The following is a 22,418-nucleotide window of genomic DNA, read 5'->3' on the forward strand; positions in this document are numbered from 1 at the left end:
ACCTCGTCCCGCTAGCGGTCCACGCGCACGTCGACGGACCTCGTCTCGGTGACGCCCGCGGCGTTCTCGAGCTCGGCCGTGTAGGTGTACGTGCCGGGTGACCTGCCCTCGAGCAGGGTCCTGGCCTGCTGCGCGCGCGGGGTCGCCGCGGTCAGCTGCTGGGTGTCGACCAGCCGGCCGTCCTCGAACAGCCGGTACACGGTCGCGTTGGTCCCCCACCACAGGTTCATGGTGACGGTGTAGCGACCGTCGCGGTCCCAGTTGTCGTGGGACAGCACCCCCTGGCCCGGGTTGGCGTCCCGGACCGTCACGGTGTGCGGCTGCGTGGCCGTCGTGCCGGCCGCGTTGACCAGCTCGCCGGTGTACACGTACGTGCCGTTGGTACGGCCGGTCACCGGGACCGCGACCCGCTGGGCCGCGGGCGTGGCGTCGGTGAGCAGCTGGGAGTGGATCAGCGTCCCGTTCTCGTAGAGGCGGTACGTGGTGCCGTTCTGCCCCCACCACAGGTTCGCGGTGACGGTGAAGTCGCCGTCGCGCAACCCGGTGCCGTGGCCGTTGTCGTCGCTCAGGACGGCTCGGCCGGGTGCCGCGGCGGGCACCTGCGGTCCGGCGTGCTCGCCCACGGTGCGGATGCTGGGCGCCGGTGGCGTCTGCATGCCCTCACCGAGGAAGAAGCTGGTGTGCGGCGGCTGGTTGTAGCTGACGTTCTGCCAGGCCACCCCCAGGCGGTAGAGCGGGTCGTGCATCAGCGTGCGGATGCGGTGCTCGGTGACGTCGGTGGTCGTGAAGATGCGCAGGGCCGTGGAGTCGGTCGTGCGGTACATCAGCTCCTCGCGCCAGTCGCCGAAGAGATCGGCCTGCAGGGACGGGTTCCCCTTGGTGGTGTTGTTGGTCAGCACGCCTTCGGGTCGAAGGATCTCGACCTGCTCGGCGTTCTCCCAGTCCCACTTCGAGACCGTCGGGACACCGGTGGCCGTCGTCGCGTCGTAGTCGTGGTCGGCGATCTCCCGCAGGAGGTCCCCGTCCCACCAGGCGAGGTGGTTGGCCGCCGGGATGCTCTCGCCGATCAGCGTGCCGTCCGCCGCCCGGAGCTGCCCGACGGTCGAGTTCCAGGCGTAGTCGCCGCCGATGGCCCACGACTCGGCGCCCTCGTGACGCGGGTCGATGTCCCCCGCGGCGCCGCGGCCGGTGTCACGGCCCCCGGCGATGTCCCAGATGATCTCGCCCGTGGCGAGGTCCCGCATGGCGCCGGCCCGGTTGCCCGAGCAGCTCATGCACTCGAAGACGCTGAAGACCTCCAGGCCCGGACGTGAGGGGATCAGGTCACCCACGTGCATGGCGTCCCCGTGCCCCAGACCCGAGCTGTAGAGGACGCTGCCGTCGTCGTCGATGGTCAGCGCACCGAAGATGATCTCGTCCTTGCCGTCGCCGTCGGCGTCGGCCACCGAGAGCTGGTGGTTGCCCTGGCCCGCGTACTGGCGGCCGGCCACGTCGGAGTCGAAGACCCACCGCTGGACGAGCTTGCTGTCCACGACGTCCCACGCCGCGATGACGGTCCGGGTGTAGTAGCCGCGCGAGAAGATCACGCTCGGGCTCTCGCCGTCGAGGTAGGCCACGCCCGCGAGGAAGCGGTCGACCCGGTTGCCGTAGGTGTCGCCCCACGCCCCCACGTTGCCGCGGCCCGGGACGTAGTCCACGGTGTCCAGGGCCTCACCCGTGAGGCCGTCGAACAGGGTCAGGTACTCGGGTCCGGACAGGATGTACCCGCCGGAGTTCCGGAAGTCCGCGTCGGGGTCGCCGATGACCGTGCCGACACCGTCGACCGTGCCGTCGGCGGTCTTGACGGTGACCTCGGCCCGACCGTCGCCGTCGAGGTCGAAGACCATGAGCTGGGTGTAGTGCGCCCCGGCCCGGATGTTGCGGCCCAGGTCGATGCGCCACAGCTTCTCGCCGGTGAGCGTGTAGGCGTCGATGTAGACGTTCCCGGTGGTTCCGGACTGGGAGTTGTCCCGGGCGTTGCTCGGGTTCCACAGCAGGACGACCTCGTACGTGCCGTCACCGTCGAGGTCACCGACGCTCGCGTCGCTCGCGATGTAGGTGTACTCCTGGCCGCCCGGGGTCACGCCGTCGGCCGGCTTGTCGAGCGGGATGTCGAGGTGCTGCTCGCCCCAGACGCCGAAGTCCTCGGTGGCGTCGACCTCGGTGGCCTCACCGACGACGGTGACCCGGTAGACCGAGTCGCCCGTGCCGGCGGGGTCGTGCAGGTTGGTCGAGCCGGTGAGCGGCTCGGGGGTGACCAGGGTGCCGTCGCGGTAGACGTTGAAGGCGATGGTGTCGGGGTCGGTGCCGAGCTGACGCCAGCCCACGTAGACACCGTCGTCGACGGACACGGCCACCGGGGCGCGGTCGAGGTGCTCGGCCTCGCGGACCAGCGTGGTCACGGCCGGCGTGGTCAGCACCTCGGAGAAGCCGCTCGAGCCGCCTGCGTTGATCGCCGCGACCCGGTAGTGGTACTCGACCGTGGTGAGCACGTCGGTGTCGGTGTAGGTCGGTGCGTCGACCCGGGCCAGCGGGGTGAACGGCCCGTCGGCGCTGCGGGACCGCTCGACGTCGTAGGCCAGAGCGGTCGGGTCACCCTGCCAGGTGAAGGTGAGCTGGTCCTTGGAGATGTCCTCCAGGGTGAGCTCGGTGGGGATCGCCGGGGCGGCGACGCCCTCCTCGACGACCGCGACGGCGACGGCGGCTGACACCGCGCCCTCACGGCCGGTCGCGTCCAGGCCGGTCACGGTGTACTCGTAGCTGCCGGCGAGCAGGACGTCGGTGTCGGTGGCGGTGGTGCCGGTCTGCTCGACGACCAGCACCGGCTCACCACCCGGTGTCGCGCGGTAGAGCCGGTAGGCGGCGAACTGGTCCGAGGCGTCCCACGCGAGAGCGACCGACGGCGCCGCGGTGTCCACACCCGTGACGACCAGGCCGGTCGGGGCGGGCAGAGCCGAGAGGATCTGGATGCCGTTGAGCCGCGGCGAGCTCCCGGCGACGTGGATGGTCATCTGGCCGTCCTCGACCAGGACCGGGTCGAAGACCCGCTCGTTGATGACCCCGCTGCCCGCACCCTGGTCGCCGTAGGCGACCCCCTCGATCGTGTAGGTGGTGCGGCTCGAGGCGATCTGGTCCCCCGACCAGGTGGTGACCTGGTACTCGCCGTCGGGCACGTCGACGACGAACTCGGTCCCGGTCCCGACGGGCGGCAGGACGAAGTCCCGGCGCAGCGCGTCGGTGGCAGATCCGCGGTCGCGGTCGTTGAGCGAGGCGAGGTCGGTGAACCCGAACCCCGCCTCGGGCGAGTAGGCCATGGTGCGGGTGACCTCGGTGAAGCCCTCGGCCACCGGCGCGCCGGCGGGTTGGAAGTCGAAGCGCAGGGCCACGGGTTCGGCGGCGGGCTCGGCCGAGGCGGTCGGAGCGACCAGCGCGGACAGGACCAGCGCCCCGGCCGCGGAGAGTGCGACGGGCAGGGCGCGTGCCCTGCGTCGCGGGATGGAAGGTGACATCAGTAGGGCTCCCAGGGGTTGACCGCTGGGGACGGGCACTGCCGGTGGGGCGGCGCCGTCCCTCCTCGGTGATCGACGGTGATGGACCGAGTGAATCGTTTCAAGAGCATCGGGAAGCGCATTCCCGATGGGTGATGTCTAGCAAGGCCCAGTCACGGCGTCAATGACCGGCGTGGGTCAGTAGCTGTCGACGAGGTGGGTGCGGGCTTCGAGGACGTCGAGGGGCTCGGTGGTGGCGGTGGTGGTGGCGTGGCCGTCGATGGTGAGCCAGGGGCCGGTGGGGGTGGTCTGGTAGGTGCCGGTCCAGGTGGTGGTCAGGGTGATGGGGTACTGGCCGGTGGTGGGGTAGGTGTGGGCCAGGGTGTGGTGGGGCCAGGGCAGGCCGGGGTCGGTGGTGACCAGGGGTGGGGTGCCGTCGCCGAAGTCCCAGGTGTAGGTGGTGGGGGTGGCCACCACGGTGATGGGGGTCTCCAGCACGGTGGTGGTCAGGGTCTGGGGGGTGGGCTGGGTGGAGACGATGGTCTCGATGTTGACCAGGGTCCAGCCGTGGGGTGGTTGGACGGTGATCGGGGAGGGTTCCAGGGGCAGGCGTTGGAAGTCCTCGGCGCTGAGGATGATCGGGGTCTGGGTCTGGTCGCAGTTCTCTCCGCCGTCGCTGAGGCGTTGCCACCCCGACCAGGAGCCGTCGGGTTGCTGGGTGCGTCGGTAGAGCGGGAAGTCGGCCTGCGTCCCGTCGGGGCAGAACCGGATCACCGGGCCGGAGTCCACCCCCTCCACACACCACGTCGTGGTCGGAGCGGTGTCATTCGTCCCGCAGAAGGTATCGGCGGCCCGCCGATACTCAGCCGGTGTGGCCGACGTGGAGGCCGATCGAGCTGAGATCTCCCTGGAGCTGCCCCTGACCAGGACCGCGTCGCCGTCTGCTCCTGCACCCCAACCACCGTCGCCCGGAGGAGAAGGCGCCAGAGCGTTGCCGGCGATCAACGGGCATGCTGTGAGGCTGAGCGCGAGGACGCTGGCGGTCGCTAGGCGACCCACGTCAGTCCTCGCTCGAGTCGGCCAGCGCCACGGCGAGCACATGCCAGCCTGTGCCGTCGTAGTGAAGCATGTCCACCTGCGCGAGGGACGTGGAGTCCTCCGACGTCGCGACGAGGTTCCCCGAGCCGTCGGTCTCGGACGAAGGGAACTGTCGCACCACCAGGTCGACCGGATATCCACCCACGAGATCGTCGAGCGGATGCACGATCGGCTCAGAGAGCTCGAACGCCCCACCCGTGTACGAGCCGCCTGACTGCTGGATCCTCGCGGCGCGGTCCCGCGTGCTGGTGCAGAACCCGCAGGTGGCGGCGGTCATCGCGTCCCACTCGGTGAGGTCGCCGGTCTGCAGCACGTAGGGGTAGAGGGACATGAAGTACTCGGCTGCCGCGGCCGCACCGACCTCGTCGGTGCGGTCCATCTCGGCGGGTCGCTCGGGCTTGGTCACCGGTTCGACGGTGGGTGTCGGCGAGGGGGTGGGGAGGGGGTCGAGGGTGGCGAAGGTCGGTTGTGGTCGCGGCTCCTGGGCGCATCCGGCCAGCAGCACCGCCACCGCCACCGCGGCACCCGTCGCCCGGCAAGCACCACGAATCACCACAAAGCCCCCCGCTCGCATGCGGGGACCCTAGCAACGCGCCACCTCGCGGGTCAGCCGTTCGCGCACCTCTGTGGACAGCGGCTCGTCCGTCTGACCGGACTACGACGCAGGGCGCGCCGTGCGCCGCCACCGCGCGAACACGTCCGGGTTGAGCGGGTGCGCCGGGCGCCGGCCGTGCGCGCCGTCGATGATCGCCTCGATGACGCTGGTCGCGACCTCCCGGGTGAAGTCCGCGGTCCAGCACAGCGCGTGCGGGGTGAGGATGACGCTGTCCAGGGTGAGCAGCGGCTCGTCGGCCGACGGTGGCTCGGGGTCCAGCACGTCGAGCCCCGCCCCCGCGATCCGACCCTCGACCAGCGCTGCTGTGAGGGCCGCCTGGTCGACGAGCCCACCACGCGCGACGTTGATGACGTAGGCGGTGGGCTTCATGGCGGCCAGGAACGCCGCGTCGACCAGGTGGTACGAGGAGTCGGTGAGCGCGGCGGTGAGGATGACGTAGTCGGACTCCGCGGCGAGCTGCTCGAGGCCGAGCACCTCGACGCCGAGAGCGGCAGCGCGCTCGTGCACGCCGGCCCGTTCGTTGGTCACCACCCGGACCCCGAGCGGCGCGACCAGACCGGCGAGGTCTCCCCCGACGCTGCCGAGCCCGACGATCCCTACGGTCCGGCCGGCGAGCCCCAGACCCCGGTGCTGCCCGCGGTCGGACCACCGGCCCGAGGTCGCGGCGCGGTGGTTGTCCATCAGCCGGTGGCTGAGCGCCAGCAGGAGCGTCAGGGCCGAGAGCGCCAGGGGTCGACGGACCGCGACCGGCGTGTTCGTCACGAGCACGCCTGCCCGGGCGAGGCCGTCGAGGTCGATGCCGTCGTGGCCCGCACCGAAGCGGGCCACGTGCGTCAGGCGGGGCGTGGCCTCGACCAGGTCCCGGCTGAAGTGCAGGTGACCGAAGGACAGCACGGCGTCGTACCCGTCGAGGTCCGCGGGCGAGGGGGCGTGCCCGACGGCGGGCGCCATGACCTCCCACTCGAGCCCGGCCGCGGTGAGCCGGTCGATCCCGACGTCACCGAAGATGGTCGAGCCGTCGGGTCGGGCACAGTCGGCGGTCAGGCCAACGCGGTAGGTCATCAGGCGCTCCCATCGGTGAGACATCGGATCTATCCGCAGCCTACCGCCCTCTGGATCGCCGAAGGGCCCATCGGGATCCAGGATTCATCTGATGACTGATACGGTGAGACTCTCATCGTCACGACGGAGGAAACCCATGAAGATCACCAGCGTCGAGATCGAGGACGTCCGCTTCCCCACGTCCCTCACCGCCGACGGCTCGGACGCCATGAACAAGGACGGCGACTACTCCGCGGCCTACGTCGTGCTGCGCACCGACGGCACCGACGCCGCCGGTGCACCCCTCGCGGGCTTCGGCCTGACCTTCACCACAGGTCGTGGCAACGACATCGTCGCCGTCGCGGCCCGCCAGCAGGCCGACCACCTCGTCGGCATGGACGTGCACGAGATGACCGCCGACATGGGCGCCGTCTACCGCTACCTCACCTCGGACGCGCAGATCCGGTGGCTCGGCCCCGAGAAGGGCGTGGTCCACCTGTCGCTGTCCGCGGTGATGAACGCCGCCTGGGACCTGGCCGGCAGGCTCGCGGGCAAGCCCGTGTGGCGCCTGCTCGCCGACATGACCCCCGAGCAGCTGGTCGACGTCGCCGACCTGCGCTACCTGTCCGACGCGTTGACCCGCGACGAGGCGATCGAGCTGCTGCGCGCCAAGGAGCCGGGCAAGGCCGAGCGGATCGCCGAGCTCGAGGCCACCGGCTACCCCTGCTACACCACCTCCGCCGGGTGGCTCGGGTACAGCGACGAGAAGCTGCGTCGGCTGTGCCAGGAGGCCGTCGACGAGGGCTACAACCACATCAAGCTCAAGGTCGGGGCGAACCTCGCCGACGACATCCGCCGCTGCTCGATCGCCCGTGAGGTGATCGGCCCGGACCGCACCCTGATGATCGACGCGAACCAGGTGTGGGACGTGGACCAGGCCATCGAGTGGACCAACGCCCTGGCCCAGTTCGACCTGCTGTGGATCGAGGAGCCCACCAGCCCCGACGACGTGCTCGGGCACGCCGCCATCAAGCGCGGCGTGGCACCCATCGGCGTCGCGACCGGCGAGCACTGCCACAACCGCGTCATGTTCAAGCAGTTCATGCAGGCCGGGGCCCTGGACTTCTGCCAGCTCGACGCCGGCCGCCTGGGCAGCCTCAACGAGATCGTCGCGGTGCTCCTGCTGGCCGCCAAGTTCGACGTCCCGGTGTGCCCGCACGCGGGCGGGGTGGGCCTGTGCGAGATGGTCCAGCACGTCTCGATGCTCGACTTCGTCGCGGTCTCCGGCTCGCGCGAGGGGCGGGTCACCGAGTTCGTCGACCACCTGCACGAGCACTTCACCGACCCGTGCCTGGTCACCGACGCGGCGTACGCGCTGCCCTCCCGCCCGGGGTACTCGACCGAGATGCACGCCGCCTCGATCGAGGAGTTCCGCTTCCCCGACGGCACCTACTGGGCAGGGCGTCTGGCCGCCGACGCCGTCCGGTGACCCTGGCCGACGTCCTCGAGCCGGTCCGGGATACTCCTCGCATGTCACGCACGGACCACGTGGTCGACGGGATCACCCGGATGATCCTCGACGGGGAGCTCTCGCCGGGCGACCGGCTGCCCGTCGAGAAGGACCTCGCGACCCGGCTCGAGGTGTCCCGCGGCTCGTTGCGCGAGGGGGTGCGGGCTCTGTCGGTGCTCGGTGTCGTGGAGTCCCGGCAGGGCGACGGCACCTACGTGACGAGCCTCGACCCGAGCCTGCTCGCGGGTCCGCTCGGCCTGGTCGTCGAGCTCCAGGGTGCGGGCCACGCGCTGCACGTCCATGCCGTGCGACGCATGCTCGAGACCGAGGCCGCAGGTCTGGCCGCCTCCCGCACGCAGGCGGCGGGCCCCAGCCTCGTCCGGGCGCGGGCGGCCCTCGACGACGCCGCCCGCGTCCTGGCCGAGGCCCCCGGCCCCGACGCCGACGCCGGGGTCGACCACCACGAACGGCTGCTCGACGCCGACGTCGCCTTCCACCGCGCGGTCGCCGACGCCGCGGGCAACCCGGTGCTGGCTGCCCTGATCGAGGCGCTGGCCGGACGCACCGCCCGCCACCGCCTGTGGCGCGGCATCACCCAGGCGGGCGCCGACGAGCGGACCCAGGGTGAGCACGAGGCGATCCTGGCGGCGGTCACCGACGGTGACACCGGACGCGCGCGCGTGCGCATGGCAGCCCACCTGCTCGAGGTCGAGGACTTCCTGCGCTCGCGTCAGGACCCGACGGGGCCCTGACGGGTGCTCCGGCCACGCGCTGCGCCGACGGCTACCGCGAGCGGTCGGGCTTACGCGCCTCGACCAGGAACCGCCCGGTGTGCGCGACAAGCTCGCCCGACTCCTCGATCTGCTGGTGCAGCGTCAGCAGCTGGGGGCGGAAGCGCTCGACGCTGAACCCGGGCACGATCCACACGACCTTGCGCAGGTAGTGCACCACTGCGGCGACGTCGACGAAGGCCAGCCGCAGCTCCTGGGTGCGCAGGTCCACGACGTCGAGCCCGGCCTCGCGCGCCGCAGTCACCGCGACACCCGGGCTGCGCGGTGTGAGCGTGACGTCCTGCCCGAGCATCGCGCGGGTCAGCTCGGGCGCCGTGAGCGGCCCCACCTGCTGCGAGAGGTAGGTGCCGCCGGGCTCGAGCACCCGCGCGATCTCGGACCACACGGTGACGGTCGGGTGCCGGCTGACGACCAGGTCGAAGGACCCGTCGTCGAAGGGCAGCGGCGCGTCGTCGGCCACCTGGTGGACGCTCGCCCCCAGCGGGGCCAGGGCTCGCCGCGCGATCGGCACGTTCGGCGGCCAGGACTCCGTCGCGGCGAGGCGGGGCGGCACGACCTCGATCCCGGCCAGCACCTCCCCGCCGCCGGTCTGGACGTCCAGGGCCGAGCGGGCGTGCGCCATCCGCTGCGAGACCAGGCGCGAGTACCCCCAGGCCGGGCGCTCCTCGGTCGCGCGACCGTCGAACCACGAGAAGTCCCAGCCGTCGACCGGGACGGCGGCCCCCTCGGCCAGCAGCTCCTCGAAGGCGCTCGTCACCATGGCCTCGATCGTGGCACGAGGCCGGTCACCGGTCCGCAGCCCGTGGGTCGGACGCCGCTCGGACCGCGGTCGTGAGGTCGAGCCGACGTCCTGCCCAGGCACGCCGCAACCACCGGTCGTGCGAGGCGACCACGACGGTGCCGGGGTAGTCGGGGATCGCCGCCTCGAGCTGGGTGACCAGCAGCAGCGACAGGTGGTTGGTGGGTTCGTCGAGCAGCAGCACGTCCGGCGGGTCAGCGAGGAGGGCAGCGAGGGCCAGCCGGCGCTGCTGCCCGACGCTCAGAACCGTGACCGGCCGGCTCTCGTCACGCCCGCCGATCAACCCGAAGGTCGCGAGCGGCACCTCGTCCGCACGCGCGGTGCCGACCAGGTCCGCGTAGGCCTCACCGGCGGTGCGGTCGGGCCCGCGCCCTGCCGGGTCGGGCAGGTCGCCGTCCTGGGAGAGCAGCCCGATACGCAGCCCTCGCGGGTGGTCCACCGAGCCGGACGTCGGTCGCAGGTCACCGGCGAGCACGCTCAGCAGGGTGGACTTGCCCGACCCGTTCGCACCGGTGACCAGCCACTTCTCCCTCGCCCCCAGGGTGATCGACGTCGTCGCGAGGCGTCCCGCGACCTCGACACCGGTGGCGGCGAGCACGGGCCCGGCCGCGGTGCGCGCACGGCGCGGAGGGCCGTCGGGGGTGAGCCCACGAAGCACCAGGTCTCGCGGTGGTCGGCGGACCTGCCGCTCGTGCAGGTCCTCGAGCCGCGAGCGCGCGTCGTTCACCCGACGGGAGACCACCGTGGCGTTGCGGTCGGCGTAGAACTTCTTGGCGGCGCGTCCCTCGGTGCGGGGAGCACGCCCCGGGTGCCCGACCTGGTGGTGGTCACGGACCGCTGCGTGCAGCCGACCGAGCTCGGCCTGCTCGTCGCGGTACTGCCGGTCCCACCGGTCACGGGCGTCCAGCCGCGCCAGGAGGTAGTCCGTGTAGGCACCCGAGAACCGGGTCACGCCGATCCCCGCGCCCTCCCCGTCACCGACCAGCGGGCCCGTCACCGCGTGCGGCCTGGCCGCGGGGTCCAGGTCGACCAGCGACGTGACGCTCTCGTCGAGGAACGCGCGGTCGTGGCTGGCGAGCAGCACCGGACCCCGCCACCGGGTGAGCACCTCGCGCAGGTGCGCGGCGGCGTCGTCGTCGAGGTGGTTGGTGGGCTCGTCCAGCAGCAGCACGTCGGGGGCGTTGAGCAGCAGCCAGGCGAGCGCCAACCGTGACCGCTCGCCGCCCGAGAGCGTCCCGGTGGACCGGTCGCGGGGCAGGTCGGCCAGACCGAGCCCGGCGAGCATCTCCTCCACCCGGGTGTCGATCGTCCAGACCCCCAGGTGCTCCGCGTCCGCGAGCGCACGTTCGAAGGCACGTGCGGCGGACGGGTCGTCCGGGGTCCGGCCCAGGGCGTCGGCCGTCGTGCTCACGGCGCGCTCGGCTGCCCGTACCGGTGCGACGGCCAGCTCAAGGGCCGCGCCGACGGTCGCCGAGGCGGAGAAGGGCGGCACCTGGTGCAGCAGACCGACGCGCGCCGGTCCGCCGTCGGGGGCGACCGCGGTCACGGCGCCGGCGTCAGGGAGGACGAGCCCGGCAGCGGCCCGTAGCAGGGTGGACTTGCCCGAGCCGTTCTCGCCGATCAGCCCGGTGCAGGTACCGCCCGGGACGACGAAGGACACGTCGGTCAGCACGCGGCGGTCGGCGAAGGAGACCGACAGGCCCTCGACCCGCAGGTGGGCGAGGTCGGGCGACCCCGCGCGCGGCGAGCCGAGCACTGGGGGTGGGGTGGTGGTCATGCGGGCGTCCTGGAGGTCGGTCGGCCTCCCACCGGGTCGGGGCCACGGGCGCGGGAGCGGATCGCTGGTCACAGGAGCACGTCACGATGCTAGGTGCCGGACGTGATGACAGGCACGCGAATATCGGTCACCAGCCCCCACCGATCCCGTTCTTGACCGATCGACCAAGTCACGCCTACGCTCGTGGCCTGTCGACCACGACGAGGGAGGACCTGGTGGGTGCCGAGACGAAGGAGCGCGTGCTGCAGGTCGCACGCGACCTGATCCACGCCTCCTCCTACACCGAGGTGAGCCTGCAGGACATCTGCGACGCGGCAGGCGTGCGCAAGGGCAGCCTGTTCCACTTCTTCCCCTCCAAGGAGGCCCTCGGCCTGGCGGTCGCCGGACGCAACCGGGAGCTGCTCGCGGCACTCCTGGACGAGACGCTCGGCACCGAGGCGCCGCCCCTCGAGCGGCTCACCACCTTCTTCCACGCCTTCGCCCGCATGCTCGCGACGATGCGGCAGCCGATGGGCTCGACCCCCGGGTGCCCGCTGGGCGGGTTGGCGGCCGAGCTCGGCCCCGGTCCGAGCGACCTGCGGGCCGCGGTGACCCGCGACCTCGAGGCGTGGGCCGGCCGCTTCGAGGGTGCCGTCCGCGAGGCGCAGGCCCGCGGTGAGGTCGACGCCGCGACCGATCCGCGCGCGGGGGCCCTGGCCCTGCTCGCCCACCTCCAGGGAGCCGCCCTGCTCGCCCACGCGCTGGACGACCCCGACGTCGTCCACCAGGCGGCGGGCGCCGTCCCGCACCTGCTCGCACCCCGCTGAGCGCCATCGACCCTCACCGCACCGAGCCGCCCCTGACCACTTGGCCGAACGACCAAGTACGAGCCCGCACCACGACCCACGAGGAGACACCCGTGCCCGCCACCCGCACCGCTCGCAGACTCACCCCCGGCGACGTCGTCCCACCCCGCGCACTGACCACCATGACTGGCCGGACCGTCGACCTGACCAGCCCTGGGGCCCTCACTCACCTGCAGCTGCGTCGCTTCGCCGGGTGCCCGATCTGCAACCTGCACCTGCGGTCGGTCGTCGGCCGGCTCGAGGAGATCACCGCCGCCGGGGTGCGCGAGGTCGTGGTGTTCCACTCGACCGCGCAGGACCTCCTCGCCTACGAGGCCGACCTGCCTCTCGACGTCATCCCCGACCCGGACCGTCGGCTGTACTCCGAGCTCGGGGTCGAGCCCGCCGTGCGCGCGCTGCTCGACCCCCGGGCCGTGCTCGCGATGCTGCGCGGGACGGTCCACGACGTCGTGGCGGCGCTCCGCGGTCGCGGCAAGGTCCCGCCGGTCACGCCCGACGGCGGCATGCTCGGGCGCCCCGCCGACCTGCTGCTGGCTCCGGACGGCACCGTGGTCGCGGTCCGCTACGGGGCCCACGCCGCCGACCAGTGGTCGGTCGACGAGCTCCTCGACCACGCGCGCAGGGCGCGACCGGCCCTCGGGTGAGGCGCCGGGCCGCGCGAGACGGCTCAGCGTCCGAGACGGCTCAGGCTCCGAGACCGCTCAGCGTGCGAGCCAGCCCCCGTCGACCGCGAGCACCTGACCGTGGATGTAGCCCGCGGCCGGGGAGGCCAGGAAGACCACGACGTTGCCGATGTCCTCGGGGTTGCCCCATCGTCCGGCAGGGATGCGCACCGAGAGCTGCTCGAGGCGCACCGGGTCGGCGAGCAGCGCGGTGTTCATGTCGGTGGCCATGTAGCCCGGAGCCACCGCGTTGACGTTGACGCCCTTGGCCGACCACTCGTTGCACAGCGCCTTGGTGAGCTGTGCGACGGCGCCCTTGCTCGCGGCGTACGCAGGGACGGTCAGGCCGCCCTGGAAGCTCAGGAGCGAGGCGAAGTTCACGATCTTGCCCTCGCCACGCTCGAGCATCGGGCGCCCGAACAGCTGGCACAGCTGGAAGGTCGACCGCAGGTTGATGTCGATCACGCGGTCCCACGCCTCGAGCGGGAAGTCCACGGCCGGGTACCGGTCCTGCGTGCCGGCGTTGTTCACCAGGATGTCCACGCGGTGGTCGGCCAGCACCTGCGCGGCGGTGGCCGCGATCGCGTCGCCGTCGGCCAGGTCCACGGGGTAGAAGTGCACGGACCGGCCCAGGTCCTCGGCGTGGGCGACCAGCTCGGCCGGCACCTCGGTGCGGGCCAGCACGACGACGTCGGCCCCGGCCTCGAGCAGCGCGGTGCTGATGCCGTGGCCCAGCCCGCGGCCACCACCGGTGACCACGGCCGTCCTGCCGGTCAGGTCGAAGGGGTTGCTCATGCGTCTGCCTTTCCATCCAGGGGGGTGACCAGGACCTTGAGGCAGTCCTGGCCGGTGGTCGCGGCGCTGAAGGCGGCGTCGACGTCGGCCAGGTCGAAGGCCTTGGTCGGGAAGCGGTCCAGGCCCAGCGCGTCCTGCGCGATGAGCTCGATCGCCCGCGTCATGTCGGCCGAGGTGTAGACGCGCACGCCCACCATCGACTGCTCCTTGAAGCAGATGCCCTGCAGGTCCAGTGGCGTGGGCTGCTTGTAGACGCCCACGACGACGATCCGACCGAGCACCCGGGTGGTGGCCGACAGCTCGGCGGCCACCGACGGATGGGCCGCGGAGTCGAACGTGGTGTCCGCACCCTCGCCGTCGGTCAGCGGGGCCAGTGTCTGTGCCATGGTCGAGCCCTCGGGCACGACCGTGAAGCCCAGGCCCTCGGCGACCTCGCGCCGCCACGTACTGGGCTCGGTGATGACGACGGTCCCGGCACCGGCGTGGCGCGCGACCAGCGCGGTCAGCACCCCGATCGGGCCCGCCCCGTACACGGCGACCGTGTCCCCGGCCTCCATGCCGGACAGGTCCACCGCGTGCACCGCGACGGCGAGCGGCTCGGCGAGGCTCGCGGTCCGCGGGTCCACGCCGTCGGGCACCGCGTGCAGCACCTCGGGCGGGAGCGCGACGTACTGCGCCATGCCCCCCGGGGCGTCGATGCCGTACAGGCCGAGCCGACGGCACACGTGCGAGCTGCCCGCACGGCAGGCCCGGCACTCCCCGCAGGAGATGAGCGGCTCGACCGTCACCAGGGCGCCGACCGGCGGTCCGCTCGCCCCCGCGACCTCGACCCAGCCGGACATCTCGTGACCCATGATCAGCGGCGCCTGGGCGCGCGGGTGCTTGCCGTGGAAGATCGACAGGTCCGTGCCGCAGATCCCGTTGTAGGCGACCTTGACCAGTGCCCAGCCCTGCGGGACCTCGGGCAGCGGGACGTCGGTGACCTCGAGCTCGTCGACCGCGGTCCACCGGGCTGCGCGCATGCTCATCTCAGGCTCCTGTCATGCCGTCGGCGGGGGCGCACCCCGCGTTGCGACCCGGGGCGCCGAGCACCTCGGGGTTGACGATGTTGCGGGGCGCGCGGCCGGCGCACACGTCCACGACGTTCGCGACCGTGCGTCGCTTGAGCTCGTCGTAGGACTCCTCGGTGTACCAGGCCAGGTGGGGGGTCAGCACCACGTTGTCGAAGTCCATCAGCGGGTGGCCGACAGGCAGCGGCTCGGTCTCGTGCACGTCGATGGCGGCCGCGAGGATCCCCCCGCTGCGCAGCGCCTCGACCAGCGCCGGGACGTCGACCACACCACCGCGGCTGGTGTTGACCAGGATCGCATCGCGGCGCATGCGTGCGAGCTGTGCGGCGCCGATCATGCCGCGGGTCTGGTCGGTGAGCGGCGTGTGCAGCGACAGGACCTGCGAGCGTTCGAGCACCTCGTCCAGACTCACCGAGGTGACGCCGTGGAAGGTGGGCTCACCGGGCTGCGCGGCGACGTCGTAGCCGATCACCTCGTAGCCCAGGCCGGCGGCCTTGCGTGCGGTGGCCGTACCGATCAGACCCATCCCGATGATGCCGAAGACCCGACCTCGGGTCTGGTAGAGCGGACGCACGACGGGCAGGTCGAAGGACCCGGCCCGCACACCCCTGTCCAGGCGTGGGATGCCGCGGGCTGCGGCCAGAGCCATCCCGATCGCGTGGTCCGAGACCGACTCCGTGCCGTAGTCGGGCACGTTGCAGACCGCGATGCCGCGCTCGCTCGCTGCCGCGACGTCCACCGAGTCCACGCCCACCCCGTACCGGCCGATGGCCTTGAGCCGGGGCAGGGCGTCCATCACCTCGGCGGTGATCGACGCGTACTGCACGAGCACGGCGTCCGCCCCGGCCGCGTTGGCCACGAGCTCTTCGGCGGTCCGCGACTGGGTCAGCACCAGCTCGGCACCGACGGGGTCGACGACCTCGTGCTCGGCGGTGAACGAGTCGTGGTCGCACTCGGTGATGACGATCCGCATCAGCGGGCCAGCCAGCCACCGTCGACCGGCAGGATCGCCCCGTGGATGTAGGTGGCGGCGTTCGAGCAGAGGAACAGCACGGCGTCGCCGATGTCGGACGGCTCGGCCCAGCGGGCGGCCGGGATGCGGCCGAGGATCGCCTGGCTGCGCTCGGGGTCCTGACGCAGGTCGTGGGTGTTGGCCGTCGCCACGTACCCGGGGGCGACGGCGTTGACGTTGACGCCCTTGTCGGCCCACTCGTTGGCCAGCGCCTTGGTGAGTCCGGCGACGGCCGACTTCGACGAGGTGTACCCCGGGACGTTGATGCCGCCCTGGAAGCTGAGCATCGAGGCGGTGTTGACGATCTTGCCGAAGCCGCGCTCGATCATGCCGCGGCCGACCTCACGGGACAGGATGAAGGTCGCGCGCAGGTTGACGTCCACGACGTAGTCGAAGTCCTCGTCGGAGTGCACGGCCGCGGGGGTGCGACGGATCGTGCCACCGTTGTTGACCAGGATGTCCACCTCGCGGGCGACCAGCTCGGCGGCCAGCGCGGTGACCTGCTCGCGCACCGAGAAGTCGGTGCGCAGCGGGGTGAAGGTGCGCCCCAGGCCCTCGACGAGCGTCCGGACCTCGCTGTCCCCCTCGGGCATGTCGTGGCTGACGCCGATGATGTCCGCGCCGGCCGAGGCCAGGGACTCCGCGATGGCCAGGCCGATGCCCTGACTGGCCCCGGTCACGACGGCGAGCCGGCCCTCGAGGCTGAGGAGACGCTCCGCGTAGGAGGCGGGGGTGATGGGGTTCGTCATGGTCGGGTGCTCCCTGTATGAGTGCTGATGGGTTGCGGCGTGGTGGTCGTGGCCGCGTCGGTCAGGTGGTGTGGCCCAGTGCCGCCGAGATGCGGTCGGCGGTCTCGACGGCCAGGGCCGCCATCGCCTCGATCTGCTCGACGCTGTGCTCGAGCGTGAGGGTCGAGATGCTCAGGCCGTACTTGATGGTTCCGGTGTGGTCCCGGATGGGGGCCGCGACGCAGCCCACGCCGGGGACGTTCTCCTCCCGGTCCAGGGCGTAGCCGAGCCTGCGCACCGAGGCGATCTCCTCACGCAGACCCTCGATCGTGGTGATGGTGTGCTCGGTGCGGTACGGCAGCCCTGCCCGGGCCACGAAGCGTTGCAGGCCGTCGTCGGTGTACCCGCTGAGCACGACCTTGCCGATGCCCGAGGAGTGCATCGGGATGGCGTGGCCGACCCTCGAGGGCATCTGGTAGGGCTTGTCGGAGTCGCTGCGGATCAGGTAGACGATCTCGTCGCCGTTGACCGCCCCGACGTGCACGGTGCAGTGCACCCTCTCGACGAGGTCGTCGACGAAGGGCTGCGCGATGGCCGAGATGTCGATGCGCTGGAGGGCGCGCCCGGCCAGGGCCAGGATCTTGGGCCCCGGGAGGTAGCCCCCGTCGCTGCTCAGGCTCACGAACTGCCGGTCCAGCAGGGTGCTCAGGATCCGGTGCGTGGTGGCCTTGGCGAGCCCGGTCGCCTCGACCACGTCGGTGAAGCGGGAGTGCATCAGTGCCGCCTCGAGCACCAGCAGGGTCTTCTCGCTCGCGCTGGTGGTCGAGGTGACCCGTGCGTCGGCCTCCTGCGCGGGTGCCCCGACGGGCAGGACGCCCGTAGGTGCCCCGACGGGCGGGACGCCGTCGTGCGAACCGCCGTCGTGCGAACCGCCGTCGTGCATCCCCTGCGGGGGCACCGTCTGCGTGGCCATGGTCGTCTGTCCGTCTCTCGCGCTCAGCGCATGTCCGCGATGGCGAAGCCATCCATGTCGTCGAAGGACTGGTTCTCGCCGGCCATCGCCCACACGAAGCTGTAGCTCGCGGAGCCGACCCCGGAGTGGACCGACCAGCTCGGGGAGATGATCGCCTCCTCGTTGCCGACCACCAGGTGCCGGGTCTCGGTGGGCTGGCCGAGCAGGTGGATCACGCGCGCGTCGGCAGGCAGGTCGAAGTAGAGGTAGGCCTCCATGCGGCGGTCGTGCGTGTGCGCGGGCATGGTGTTCCACATGCTGCCCGGGTGCAGGGTGGTGACCCCCATGACCACCTGGCAGCTGCGGACGCCGTTCTCGTGGATGTACTGGTTGAGGGTGCGCCGGTTGGAGGTGAGACCGTCGCCGAGCTCACGGATGGTGCCTGTGCCGGCCTCGACCAGCGTGGTCGGGTAGGCGGTGTGCGCCGGGGCGGAGACCACGTAGAACCGCGCGGGACCCTGCTCTCCGGAGGTGTCGGTCGAGGAGAACACGACCTCGACCGCGCCGCGCCCGACGTACAGGCACGAGCCGTGGCCGACGTCGTAGGTGGTGCCGTCGACCGTGATCTGGCCGGGGCCTCCGACGTTGACGATGCCCGCCTCGCGGTGCTCGAGGAAGAACTCCGAGCGGATCTCGGGGAAGGTCGGCAACGGCAGCGGGCCGGTGACGGGCTTGGCCCCGAGCAGCACCACGCGGTCGTGGTGGGTGTAGACCGCGGTCGCCTCGTCGTCCACGAACAGGTCCTGGACGAGGTAGCGCCGCCGGAGCTCGGCGGTGTCCATCCCGGGGACGTGCTCCGGGCTGGTCGCGTAACGCTGTTCCATGGTGGGCCTTTCGGTGACGAGATCGAGGTCGTGACGAAGGTCGGGACCACCGGCCGGCGGCGCGAGGGGGGTCGGCGCCGGCCGGTGGGGACTAGAAGGCGACCAGGCCGAGCACGCTCGGCAGCCACATCGACAGGGCCGGTGTGAAGATCACCATGATCAGCAGCAGGATCAGGGCCCCGAAGAACGGCATGAGGCGTCGGACGACGTCCTCGATGCCGAGCCCGGCGACCTTGGCCCCGACGAAGAGGATGGGACCCACGGGCGGGGTGATGGTCCCGACCGACAGGGCGAACACCATCATGATCCCGAAGTGCACCGGGTGGATCCCGAACGCCGCGACGATCGGCAGGAAGATCGGCGTGAAGATCAGCACGGCCGGCGTCGGATCCATGAAGAGCCCGACGACGAGCAGCACCAGGGCGATCAGCAGGAGCAGGATCACCGGGTTGGAGCTGATCGTGAACAGCGCCTCGGAGACCAGCGCGGGCACCTTGGCGAAGGACATCACGAAGCCCATCACCGAGGAGACCCCGATGAGGAACATCACGACCGAGGTGGTGCGGGCCGCGTCCATGAGGATGCGCGGGATCTGCTTGATCGTGATCGACTTGTAGATCGCGGACAGCACGAGCGAGTAGATGACCGCGATGTTGGAGGCCTCGGTCGCGGTGAAGATCCCACCGAGGATGCCACCGATGACGACCACGATGAGGAACAGCGCCGGAAGGGCGATGACGATGGTCTTGAGCCCCTGGGCGAAGCCCACCCGCTCGGTGATCTTGAGCTCGGGGCGCTTGCGGGCGTACAGGTAGACGATGACCATGCACGAGAACGCCCACAGCAGGCCCGGGACGTAGCCGGCCACGAAGAGCGCTGCGATCGAGGCGCTCGAGACCAACGAGTAGACGATCATCAGGTTGCTCGGCGGGATGAGCATGCCGGCCGGGGCCGAGGCGATGTTGGTCGCTGCGGAGAAGCCTCGGTTGTAGCCCTCCTTGGCCTGCAGCGGCCCCATGGTCGAGCCGATCGCCGCTGCCGCGGCCACGCCGGACCCGCTGACCGCGCCGAAGAGCGCGTTCGCGGCGACGTTCGTCTGGGCCAACGAGCCCGGGGTGCGGCCCACCATGACCTTGGCGGCGTTGATCAGCCGGATGGCTATCCCGCCGTTGTTCATGATGACGCCGGCCAGGACGAAGAACGGGATGGCCAGCAGCGGGAACGAGTTGATCCCGCGGAAGATCTGCTGGGCAGAGGTCAGGACGCCGTTCTCGACGCCGAGGATGACGAACAGCGCCGTCATCGAGGACAGGCCCACGGCGATGCTGATCGGCGCGCCGATGATCAGGAAGATCGCGATGCCTACGAGGAGGATGAGTGCTGCGAGTGCTGCTGGATCCATGGGTCAGCCCTCCTTCACAGGACGTCGGGCTCGGAGTCCTCGACGGGGCGCTCGGCGCCCGTCAGGATCCGGACCAGGTGGTAGACGGTGTAGAGGGCGATGAGCACGCCCGAGATCGGCAGCGCGAGGTACAGCGGGCCGACGTTGACCGGTAGACCGGTGAGGTTCTGGGCCCAGGCCAGCTGGACGACCAGGTAGCCACCCCAGATCAGCACCAGGCCGGTGAAGGTCAGGATGGCGAGCTGCACGATGACCGAGAAGACGGTCTGCGCGGCCCGTGGGAGCTTGCGGACGGCGATCTCGACCGCGATGTGGCCGCGTTCGCCGAAGACGAGCGCCGCCCCGAAGAGGCCCAACCAGATGAACAGGTACTTGGCGAGCTCCTCGGACCAGCCGCTGGGCTGGTTGAGGACCTGCCGGGCGAACACCTGCCACGCGACGTCGACCACGAGGGCTGCGAACAGCACCACGCAGAACCACGTCAGCACACGATCGAGCACGTTCTTTGCTGTGGTCATGTCGGACCTCTTCGGGACGGGCAGCCGTTACTCGGCTGCGGCGCGGACCTGGTCGTAGATACCGCGGGTGACGTCGTTCGAGAGCTTCTGCTCGGTCAGCGGGGCGATGACCGCGGCGAAGGCCTCGGCGTCGACCTCGTTGAACATGGCGCCCTCGGCCTCGGCGGCGTCCTTGGCCGCGCTGACCTGCTCGGTCCACAGCTCGGCCTCGTGGACGCGGGCCTCGGCGAGGAGCTCGGCGAAGATCTCCTGGTGCTCGGCCGACATGGCGTCGTAGATCGCCGGGTTGATGATCAGGTAGTCCGGGAACATCAGGTGACGCGTGTAGCTGTAGTACGGGGCGACCTCGTGCTGCTTCAGGTTGTAGAAGATCAGCTCGTTGTTCTCGCCGCCCTCGAGCAGGCCGGACTGGATGGCGGTGTAGACCTCACCCTGACCCATCGGGGTCCCGGTGCCGCCCATGAGGCTCATCATCTCGATGTTGGTGTCCGACTCGATGACGCGGATCTTCATGCTCGCGAGGTCCGCGGGGGTGTTGATCGGCTTGACCGAGTTGTAGACGTTCCGGACGCCGCCGTGGAAGGCGCTGAGCACCTTGATGTTCTGCCCCTCGAGGGACGAGTACAGCTCGGTGGTGATGTCGGGGTCGTTGGTGACCTGGCTCTGGTGCTCCGGGGAGTCGAAGACGAAGGGCAGGTTGAAGACCACGAAGTCCGGGTTGAAGTTCTCGAGCAGCGGGCCGCCGACGTAGGCCATCTCGATCGTGCCGGCCTGGAGGAGCTCGATCGTCTCGCGCTGGGCACCGAGCGTCTCGTTGGGGAAGACCTCGACGTCGTACGCGCCGTCGGTCGCCTCGAAGAGCTTGTCACCGAGCTCGTCCATGACGATGTACTGCGGGTGGGTCTCGGGCTGGTTGAACGCGACCTTCATGACGAGGGTGTCCGCGTTGGCCTCGGGGGCGGCAGCGGTCTCGCCGGCCTCGGGGGCGGTCTCGGGGGTGGTGGTGCCGGTTCCGGCGCTGCACGCTGTCAGTGCGAGCAGAGCCGCCCCGACCAGGGCGGTCATCGAAACTGCCTTGTTTCGCCTCATGCTGTTACTCCTTGGTTGGCTCACGGGTGAGCTCCCGTCACGTACCGGGGGGATGCGGTGCGGGGCGACCCCGCGTGCTGGTGGACAACCGAACTACTGCGTCCTGGTCGAGCTGACCTCTTCGTCAGTGGTCCGTGGATGGAACTAAGTTCCGACCTACGGAACACTAGCCACCGTTGGCCCCGAACACAACGAGACCTTCGTCCCAGGGCAGGATCGAGACCGTATCGAGACGATGCGGGCACGACCCGAGCACGCCACCGTGCCCGGCGAGCCACCGAACAGCGGAGGAACCATGACCATCCCGGCCCCGGACCAGCCCGGCGCACGTCTGCTGGGGGCCTACTCCATGGCCCCCGCCGACCCCGTCGCGGAGACCGAGCTCTACGACGGCGTGGCACGCCTCGGCGTCGCGGGTCTGGAGATGCCCCTGCCCCCCGAGGGCGCCCCGAGCCTCGAGCCCGGCTGGCTCGCCCGGAACCTCCGACCCGAGTGGGACCTGCTCCTGACCTGCATCCCCACCGTCATGTCCCGACTTGGCACCGACCCTGCGCACGGCCTGGCCTCGGCCGACGACGCCTCACGCCGCCGGGCCGTGGCGGACGTCGCCCGCGCCCGCGACCTCGCGCTGCACCTCGCCGACACCCACGGACGACGACAGGTCACGGCGATCCAGGTGCACAGCGCACCCGGGCCCGACCTCGGCACCCGGGACGCGTTCGCCCGGTCCCTCGAGGAGATCCTCGGCTGGGACACGGCAGGAGCCGAGTTCCTCGTCGAGCACTGCGACGCACTGGTCGACGGGCAGAGTGCCGCGAAGGGCTTCTGGACCCTCGAGGACGAGATCGCGACGATCCGACGCGTCGCCGGTGACGCTCCCGCCGGCACAGCCCTGGGCGTGAGCATCAACTGGGGCCGCTCGGCGATCGAGGGACGCAGCGCCCAGACCGCCCTGGCCCACCTGGAGACCGCGGTCGAGGCCGGTCTGCTGCGCGCCCTCGTCCTGTCCGGGGCCAGCGACGTCGAGACGCCGTGGGGGCCGGCCTGGGGCGACGCGCACATCCCGCCGCGGGGTCAGGACCCGGCCCTCGCCGCGTCGTCGGCCTCGCTCCTGGGACCTGACGAGGTGGCGGCGGCGCTGGACGTGGCCACGCGCGGCGGGACCGATCCCCTGATCGCGGTCAAGGTCTCGGTCAGGCCGCGGGACGTGGACGTCGCGACGCGCCTCGCCGTGGCACGGGCCGCCCTCGACCTCACCCGCTGAGCCGACCGGTCCCGACCGTCAGGGGCCCGACGACCACC

General features: G+C 71.4%; 20 protein-coding genes. 5 read left to right on the forward strand and 15 right to left on the reverse strand.

Going from position 1 to position 22,418, the window contains the following annotated elements; all coding sequences use genetic code 11:
• Positions 1-11: 11 nt before the first annotated feature.
• The 4 genes from M1R94_RS20195 to M1R94_RS00530 all read right to left on the reverse strand — a co-directional run bounded on the left by M1R94_RS20195 (position 12) and on the right by M1R94_RS00530 (position 6,303).
• Complete coding sequence (locus M1R94_RS20195) at positions 12-3,548, reverse strand: rhamnogalacturonan lyase family protein (protein ID WP_283252714.1); 3,537 nt, start codon at positions 3,546-3,548, stop codon at positions 12-14.
• A 177-nt stretch (positions 3,549-3,725) separates the two neighbouring features.
• Positions 3,726-4,316, reverse strand: a complete 591-nt coding sequence (locus M1R94_RS00520; RefSeq protein ID WP_249379704.1) for a PKD domain-containing protein — start codon at positions 4,314-4,316, stop codon at positions 3,726-3,728.
• A 271-nt stretch (positions 4,317-4,587) separates the two neighbouring features.
• Positions 4,588-5,199 carry a DUF6318 family protein gene (locus M1R94_RS00525; protein WP_249379705.1) on the reverse strand — a complete coding sequence of 204 codons (612 nt, stop codon included), beginning with the start codon at positions 5,197-5,199 and terminating at the stop codon, positions 4,588-4,590.
• A gap of 81 nt (positions 5,200-5,280) precedes the next feature.
• On the reverse strand, positions 5,281-6,303 hold the full coding sequence (locus M1R94_RS00530) for a 2-hydroxyacid dehydrogenase (protein ID WP_249379706.1): 1,023 nt from the start codon (positions 6,301-6,303) through the stop codon (positions 5,281-5,283).
• A gap of 136 nt (positions 6,304-6,439) precedes the next feature.
• Here M1R94_RS00530 and M1R94_RS00535 point away from each other — a divergent pair, with 136 nt between their 5' ends.
• Both M1R94_RS00535 and M1R94_RS00540 read left to right on the forward strand, forming a co-directional pair.
• On the forward strand, positions 6,440-7,771 hold the full coding sequence (locus tag M1R94_RS00535) for an L-fuconate dehydratase (RefSeq protein WP_249379707.1): 1,332 nt from the start codon (positions 6,440-6,442) through the stop codon (positions 7,769-7,771).
• 41 nt (positions 7,772-7,812) lie between these two features.
• Positions 7,813-8,544, forward strand: a complete 732-nt coding sequence (locus tag M1R94_RS00540) for a FadR/GntR family transcriptional regulator (protein ID WP_249379708.1) — start codon at positions 7,813-7,815, stop codon at positions 8,542-8,544.
• A gap of 31 nt (positions 8,545-8,575) precedes the next feature.
• Here the strand turns inward: M1R94_RS00540 and M1R94_RS00545 are convergent, their stop codons facing one another.
• Both M1R94_RS00545 and M1R94_RS00550 read right to left on the reverse strand, forming a co-directional pair.
• The gene (locus M1R94_RS00545; protein WP_283252716.1) at positions 8,576-9,343 is read right to left on the reverse strand and encodes a class I SAM-dependent methyltransferase; all 768 of its coding nucleotides are present in this window, start codon (positions 9,341-9,343) and stop codon (positions 8,576-8,578) included.
• A gap of 25 nt (positions 9,344-9,368) precedes the next feature.
• Entirely contained in the window at positions 9,369-11,159 is a 1,791-nt protein-coding gene (locus M1R94_RS00550) for an ABC-F family ATP-binding cassette domain-containing protein (protein ID WP_249379709.1), read from the reverse strand.
• A 215-nt stretch (positions 11,160-11,374) separates the two neighbouring features.
• Here M1R94_RS00550 and M1R94_RS00555 point away from each other — a divergent pair, with 215 nt between their 5' ends.
• Both M1R94_RS00555 and M1R94_RS00560 read left to right on the forward strand, forming a co-directional pair.
• Positions 11,375-11,965 carry a TetR/AcrR family transcriptional regulator gene (locus M1R94_RS00555; protein WP_249379710.1) on the forward strand — a complete coding sequence of 197 codons (591 nt, stop codon included), beginning with the start codon at positions 11,375-11,377 and terminating at the stop codon, positions 11,963-11,965.
• A gap of 92 nt (positions 11,966-12,057) precedes the next feature.
• Positions 12,058-12,648, forward strand: a complete 591-nt coding sequence (locus M1R94_RS00560; protein WP_249379711.1) for an AhpC/TSA family protein — start codon at positions 12,058-12,060, stop codon at positions 12,646-12,648.
• Positions 12,649-12,705: 57 nt separating this feature from the next.
• Here M1R94_RS00560 and M1R94_RS00565 read toward each other — a convergent pair whose 3' ends face one another.
• From M1R94_RS00565 to M1R94_RS00605, 9 genes are all read right to left on the reverse strand, one after another.
• Positions 12,706-13,461, reverse strand: coding sequence for a glucose 1-dehydrogenase (locus tag M1R94_RS00565; RefSeq protein ID WP_249379712.1), 756 nt, complete (start codon positions 13,459-13,461; stop codon positions 12,706-12,708).
• Positions 13,458-14,489, reverse strand: a complete 1,032-nt coding sequence (locus tag M1R94_RS00570; RefSeq protein ID WP_249379713.1) for a zinc-dependent alcohol dehydrogenase — start codon at positions 14,487-14,489, stop codon at positions 13,458-13,460. Before M1R94_RS00570 ends, M1R94_RS00565 begins: the two co-directional genes overlap by 4 nt.
• 1 nt (position 14,490) lies before the next feature.
• Complete coding sequence (locus M1R94_RS00575) at positions 14,491-15,504, reverse strand: C-terminal binding protein (RefSeq protein ID WP_249379714.1); 1,014 nt, start codon at positions 15,502-15,504, stop codon at positions 14,491-14,493.
• Positions 15,504-16,292 carry an SDR family oxidoreductase gene (locus M1R94_RS00580; protein WP_249379715.1) on the reverse strand — a complete coding sequence of 263 codons (789 nt, stop codon included), beginning with the start codon at positions 16,290-16,292 and terminating at the stop codon, positions 15,504-15,506. The genes M1R94_RS00575 and M1R94_RS00580 overlap by 1 nt, the downstream gene beginning before the upstream one ends.
• A 61-nt stretch (positions 16,293-16,353) precedes the next feature.
• Positions 16,354-17,244, reverse strand: coding sequence for an IclR family transcriptional regulator (locus M1R94_RS00585; protein ID WP_249379716.1), 891 nt, complete (start codon positions 17,242-17,244; stop codon positions 16,354-16,356).
• Between the two features lie 23 nt (positions 17,245-17,267).
• Complete coding sequence (kduI, locus tag M1R94_RS00590) at positions 17,268-18,107, reverse strand: 5-dehydro-4-deoxy-D-glucuronate isomerase (RefSeq protein WP_249379717.1); 840 nt, start codon at positions 18,105-18,107, stop codon at positions 17,268-17,270.
• 91 nt (positions 18,108-18,198) lie between these two features.
• A complete protein-coding gene (locus M1R94_RS00595) occupies positions 18,199-19,509 on the reverse strand; it encodes a TRAP transporter large permease (RefSeq protein ID WP_249379718.1) in 1,311 nt (436 codons plus the stop codon).
• Positions 19,510-19,523: 14 nt separating this feature from the next.
• Entirely contained in the window at positions 19,524-20,027 is a 504-nt protein-coding gene (locus M1R94_RS00600) for a TRAP transporter small permease (RefSeq protein ID WP_249379719.1), read from the reverse strand.
• Positions 20,028-20,054: 27 nt separating this feature from the next.
• The gene (locus tag M1R94_RS00605; RefSeq protein ID WP_249379720.1) at positions 20,055-21,116 is read right to left on the reverse strand and encodes a TRAP transporter substrate-binding protein; all 1,062 of its coding nucleotides are present in this window, start codon (positions 21,114-21,116) and stop codon (positions 20,055-20,057) included.
• Between the two features lie 295 nt (positions 21,117-21,411).
• Here M1R94_RS00605 and M1R94_RS00610 point away from each other — a divergent pair, with 295 nt between their 5' ends.
• Positions 21,412-22,380, forward strand: a complete 969-nt coding sequence (locus M1R94_RS00610; protein ID WP_249379721.1) for a DUF4862 family protein — start codon at positions 21,412-21,414, stop codon at positions 22,378-22,380.
• Positions 22,381-22,418: the final 38 nt, after the last annotated feature.

Origin of the sequence: Actinotalea alkalitolerans, assembly GCF_023369855.1 — a bacterium.
Lineage (GTDB): Bacteria > Actinomycetota > Actinomycetes > Actinomycetales > Cellulomonadaceae > Actinotalea.

Bases quoted from the DNA above. Each gene is read 5' to 3' on its own strand.
- M1R94_RS00535 (WP_249379707.1), top strand. From the start codon at position 6,440: ATGAAGATCACCAGCGTCGAGATCGAGGACGTCCGCTTCCCCACGTCC.
- M1R94_RS00525 (WP_249379705.1), bottom strand. From the start codon at position 5,199: ATGCGAGCGGGGGGCTTTGTGGTGATTCGTGGTGCTTGCCGGGCGACG.
- M1R94_RS00595 (WP_249379718.1), bottom strand. From the start codon at position 19,509: ATGGATCCAGCAGCACTCGCAGCACTCATCCTCCTCGTAGGCATCGCG.
- M1R94_RS00565 (WP_249379712.1), bottom strand. From the start codon at position 13,461: ATGAGCAACCCCTTCGACCTGACCGGCAGGACGGCCGTGGTCACCGGT.
- M1R94_RS00610 (WP_249379721.1), top strand. From the start codon at position 21,412: ATGACCATCCCGGCCCCGGACCAGCCCGGCGCACGTCTGCTGGGGGCC.
- M1R94_RS00550 (WP_249379709.1), bottom strand. From the start codon at position 11,159: ATGACCACCACCCCACCCCCAGTGCTCGGCTCGCCGCGCGCGGGGTCG.
- M1R94_RS00575 (WP_249379714.1), bottom strand. From the start codon at position 15,504: ATGCGGATCGTCATCACCGAGTGCGACCACGACTCGTTCACCGCCGAG.
- M1R94_RS00600 (WP_249379719.1), bottom strand. From the start codon at position 20,027: ATGACCACAGCAAAGAACGTGCTCGATCGTGTGCTGACGTGGTTCTGC.
- M1R94_RS00605 (WP_249379720.1), bottom strand. From the start codon at position 21,116: ATGAGGCGAAACAAGGCAGTTTCGATGACCGCCCTGGTCGGGGCGGCT.
- M1R94_RS00540 (WP_249379708.1), top strand. From the start codon at position 7,813: ATGTCACGCACGGACCACGTGGTCGACGGGATCACCCGGATGATCCTC.
- M1R94_RS00580 (WP_249379715.1), bottom strand. From the start codon at position 16,292: ATGACGAACCCCATCACCCCCGCCTCCTACGCGGAGCGTCTCCTCAGC.
- kduI (WP_249379717.1), bottom strand. From the start codon at position 18,107: ATGGAACAGCGTTACGCGACCAGCCCGGAGCACGTCCCCGGGATGGAC.
- M1R94_RS00585 (WP_249379716.1), bottom strand. From the start codon at position 17,244: ATGGCCACGCAGACGGTGCCCCCGCAGGGGATGCACGACGGCGGTTCG.
- M1R94_RS00545 (WP_283252716.1), bottom strand. From the start codon at position 9,343: ATGGTGACGAGCGCCTTCGAGGAGCTGCTGGCCGAGGGGGCCGCCGTC.
- M1R94_RS00530 (WP_249379706.1), bottom strand. From the start codon at position 6,303: ATGACCTACCGCGTTGGCCTGACCGCCGACTGTGCCCGACCCGACGGC.
- M1R94_RS20195 (WP_283252714.1), bottom strand. From the start codon at position 3,548: ATGTCACCTTCCATCCCGCGACGCAGGGCACGCGCCCTGCCCGTCGCA.
- M1R94_RS00570 (WP_249379713.1), bottom strand. From the start codon at position 14,489: ATGAGCATGCGCGCAGCCCGGTGGACCGCGGTCGACGAGCTCGAGGTC.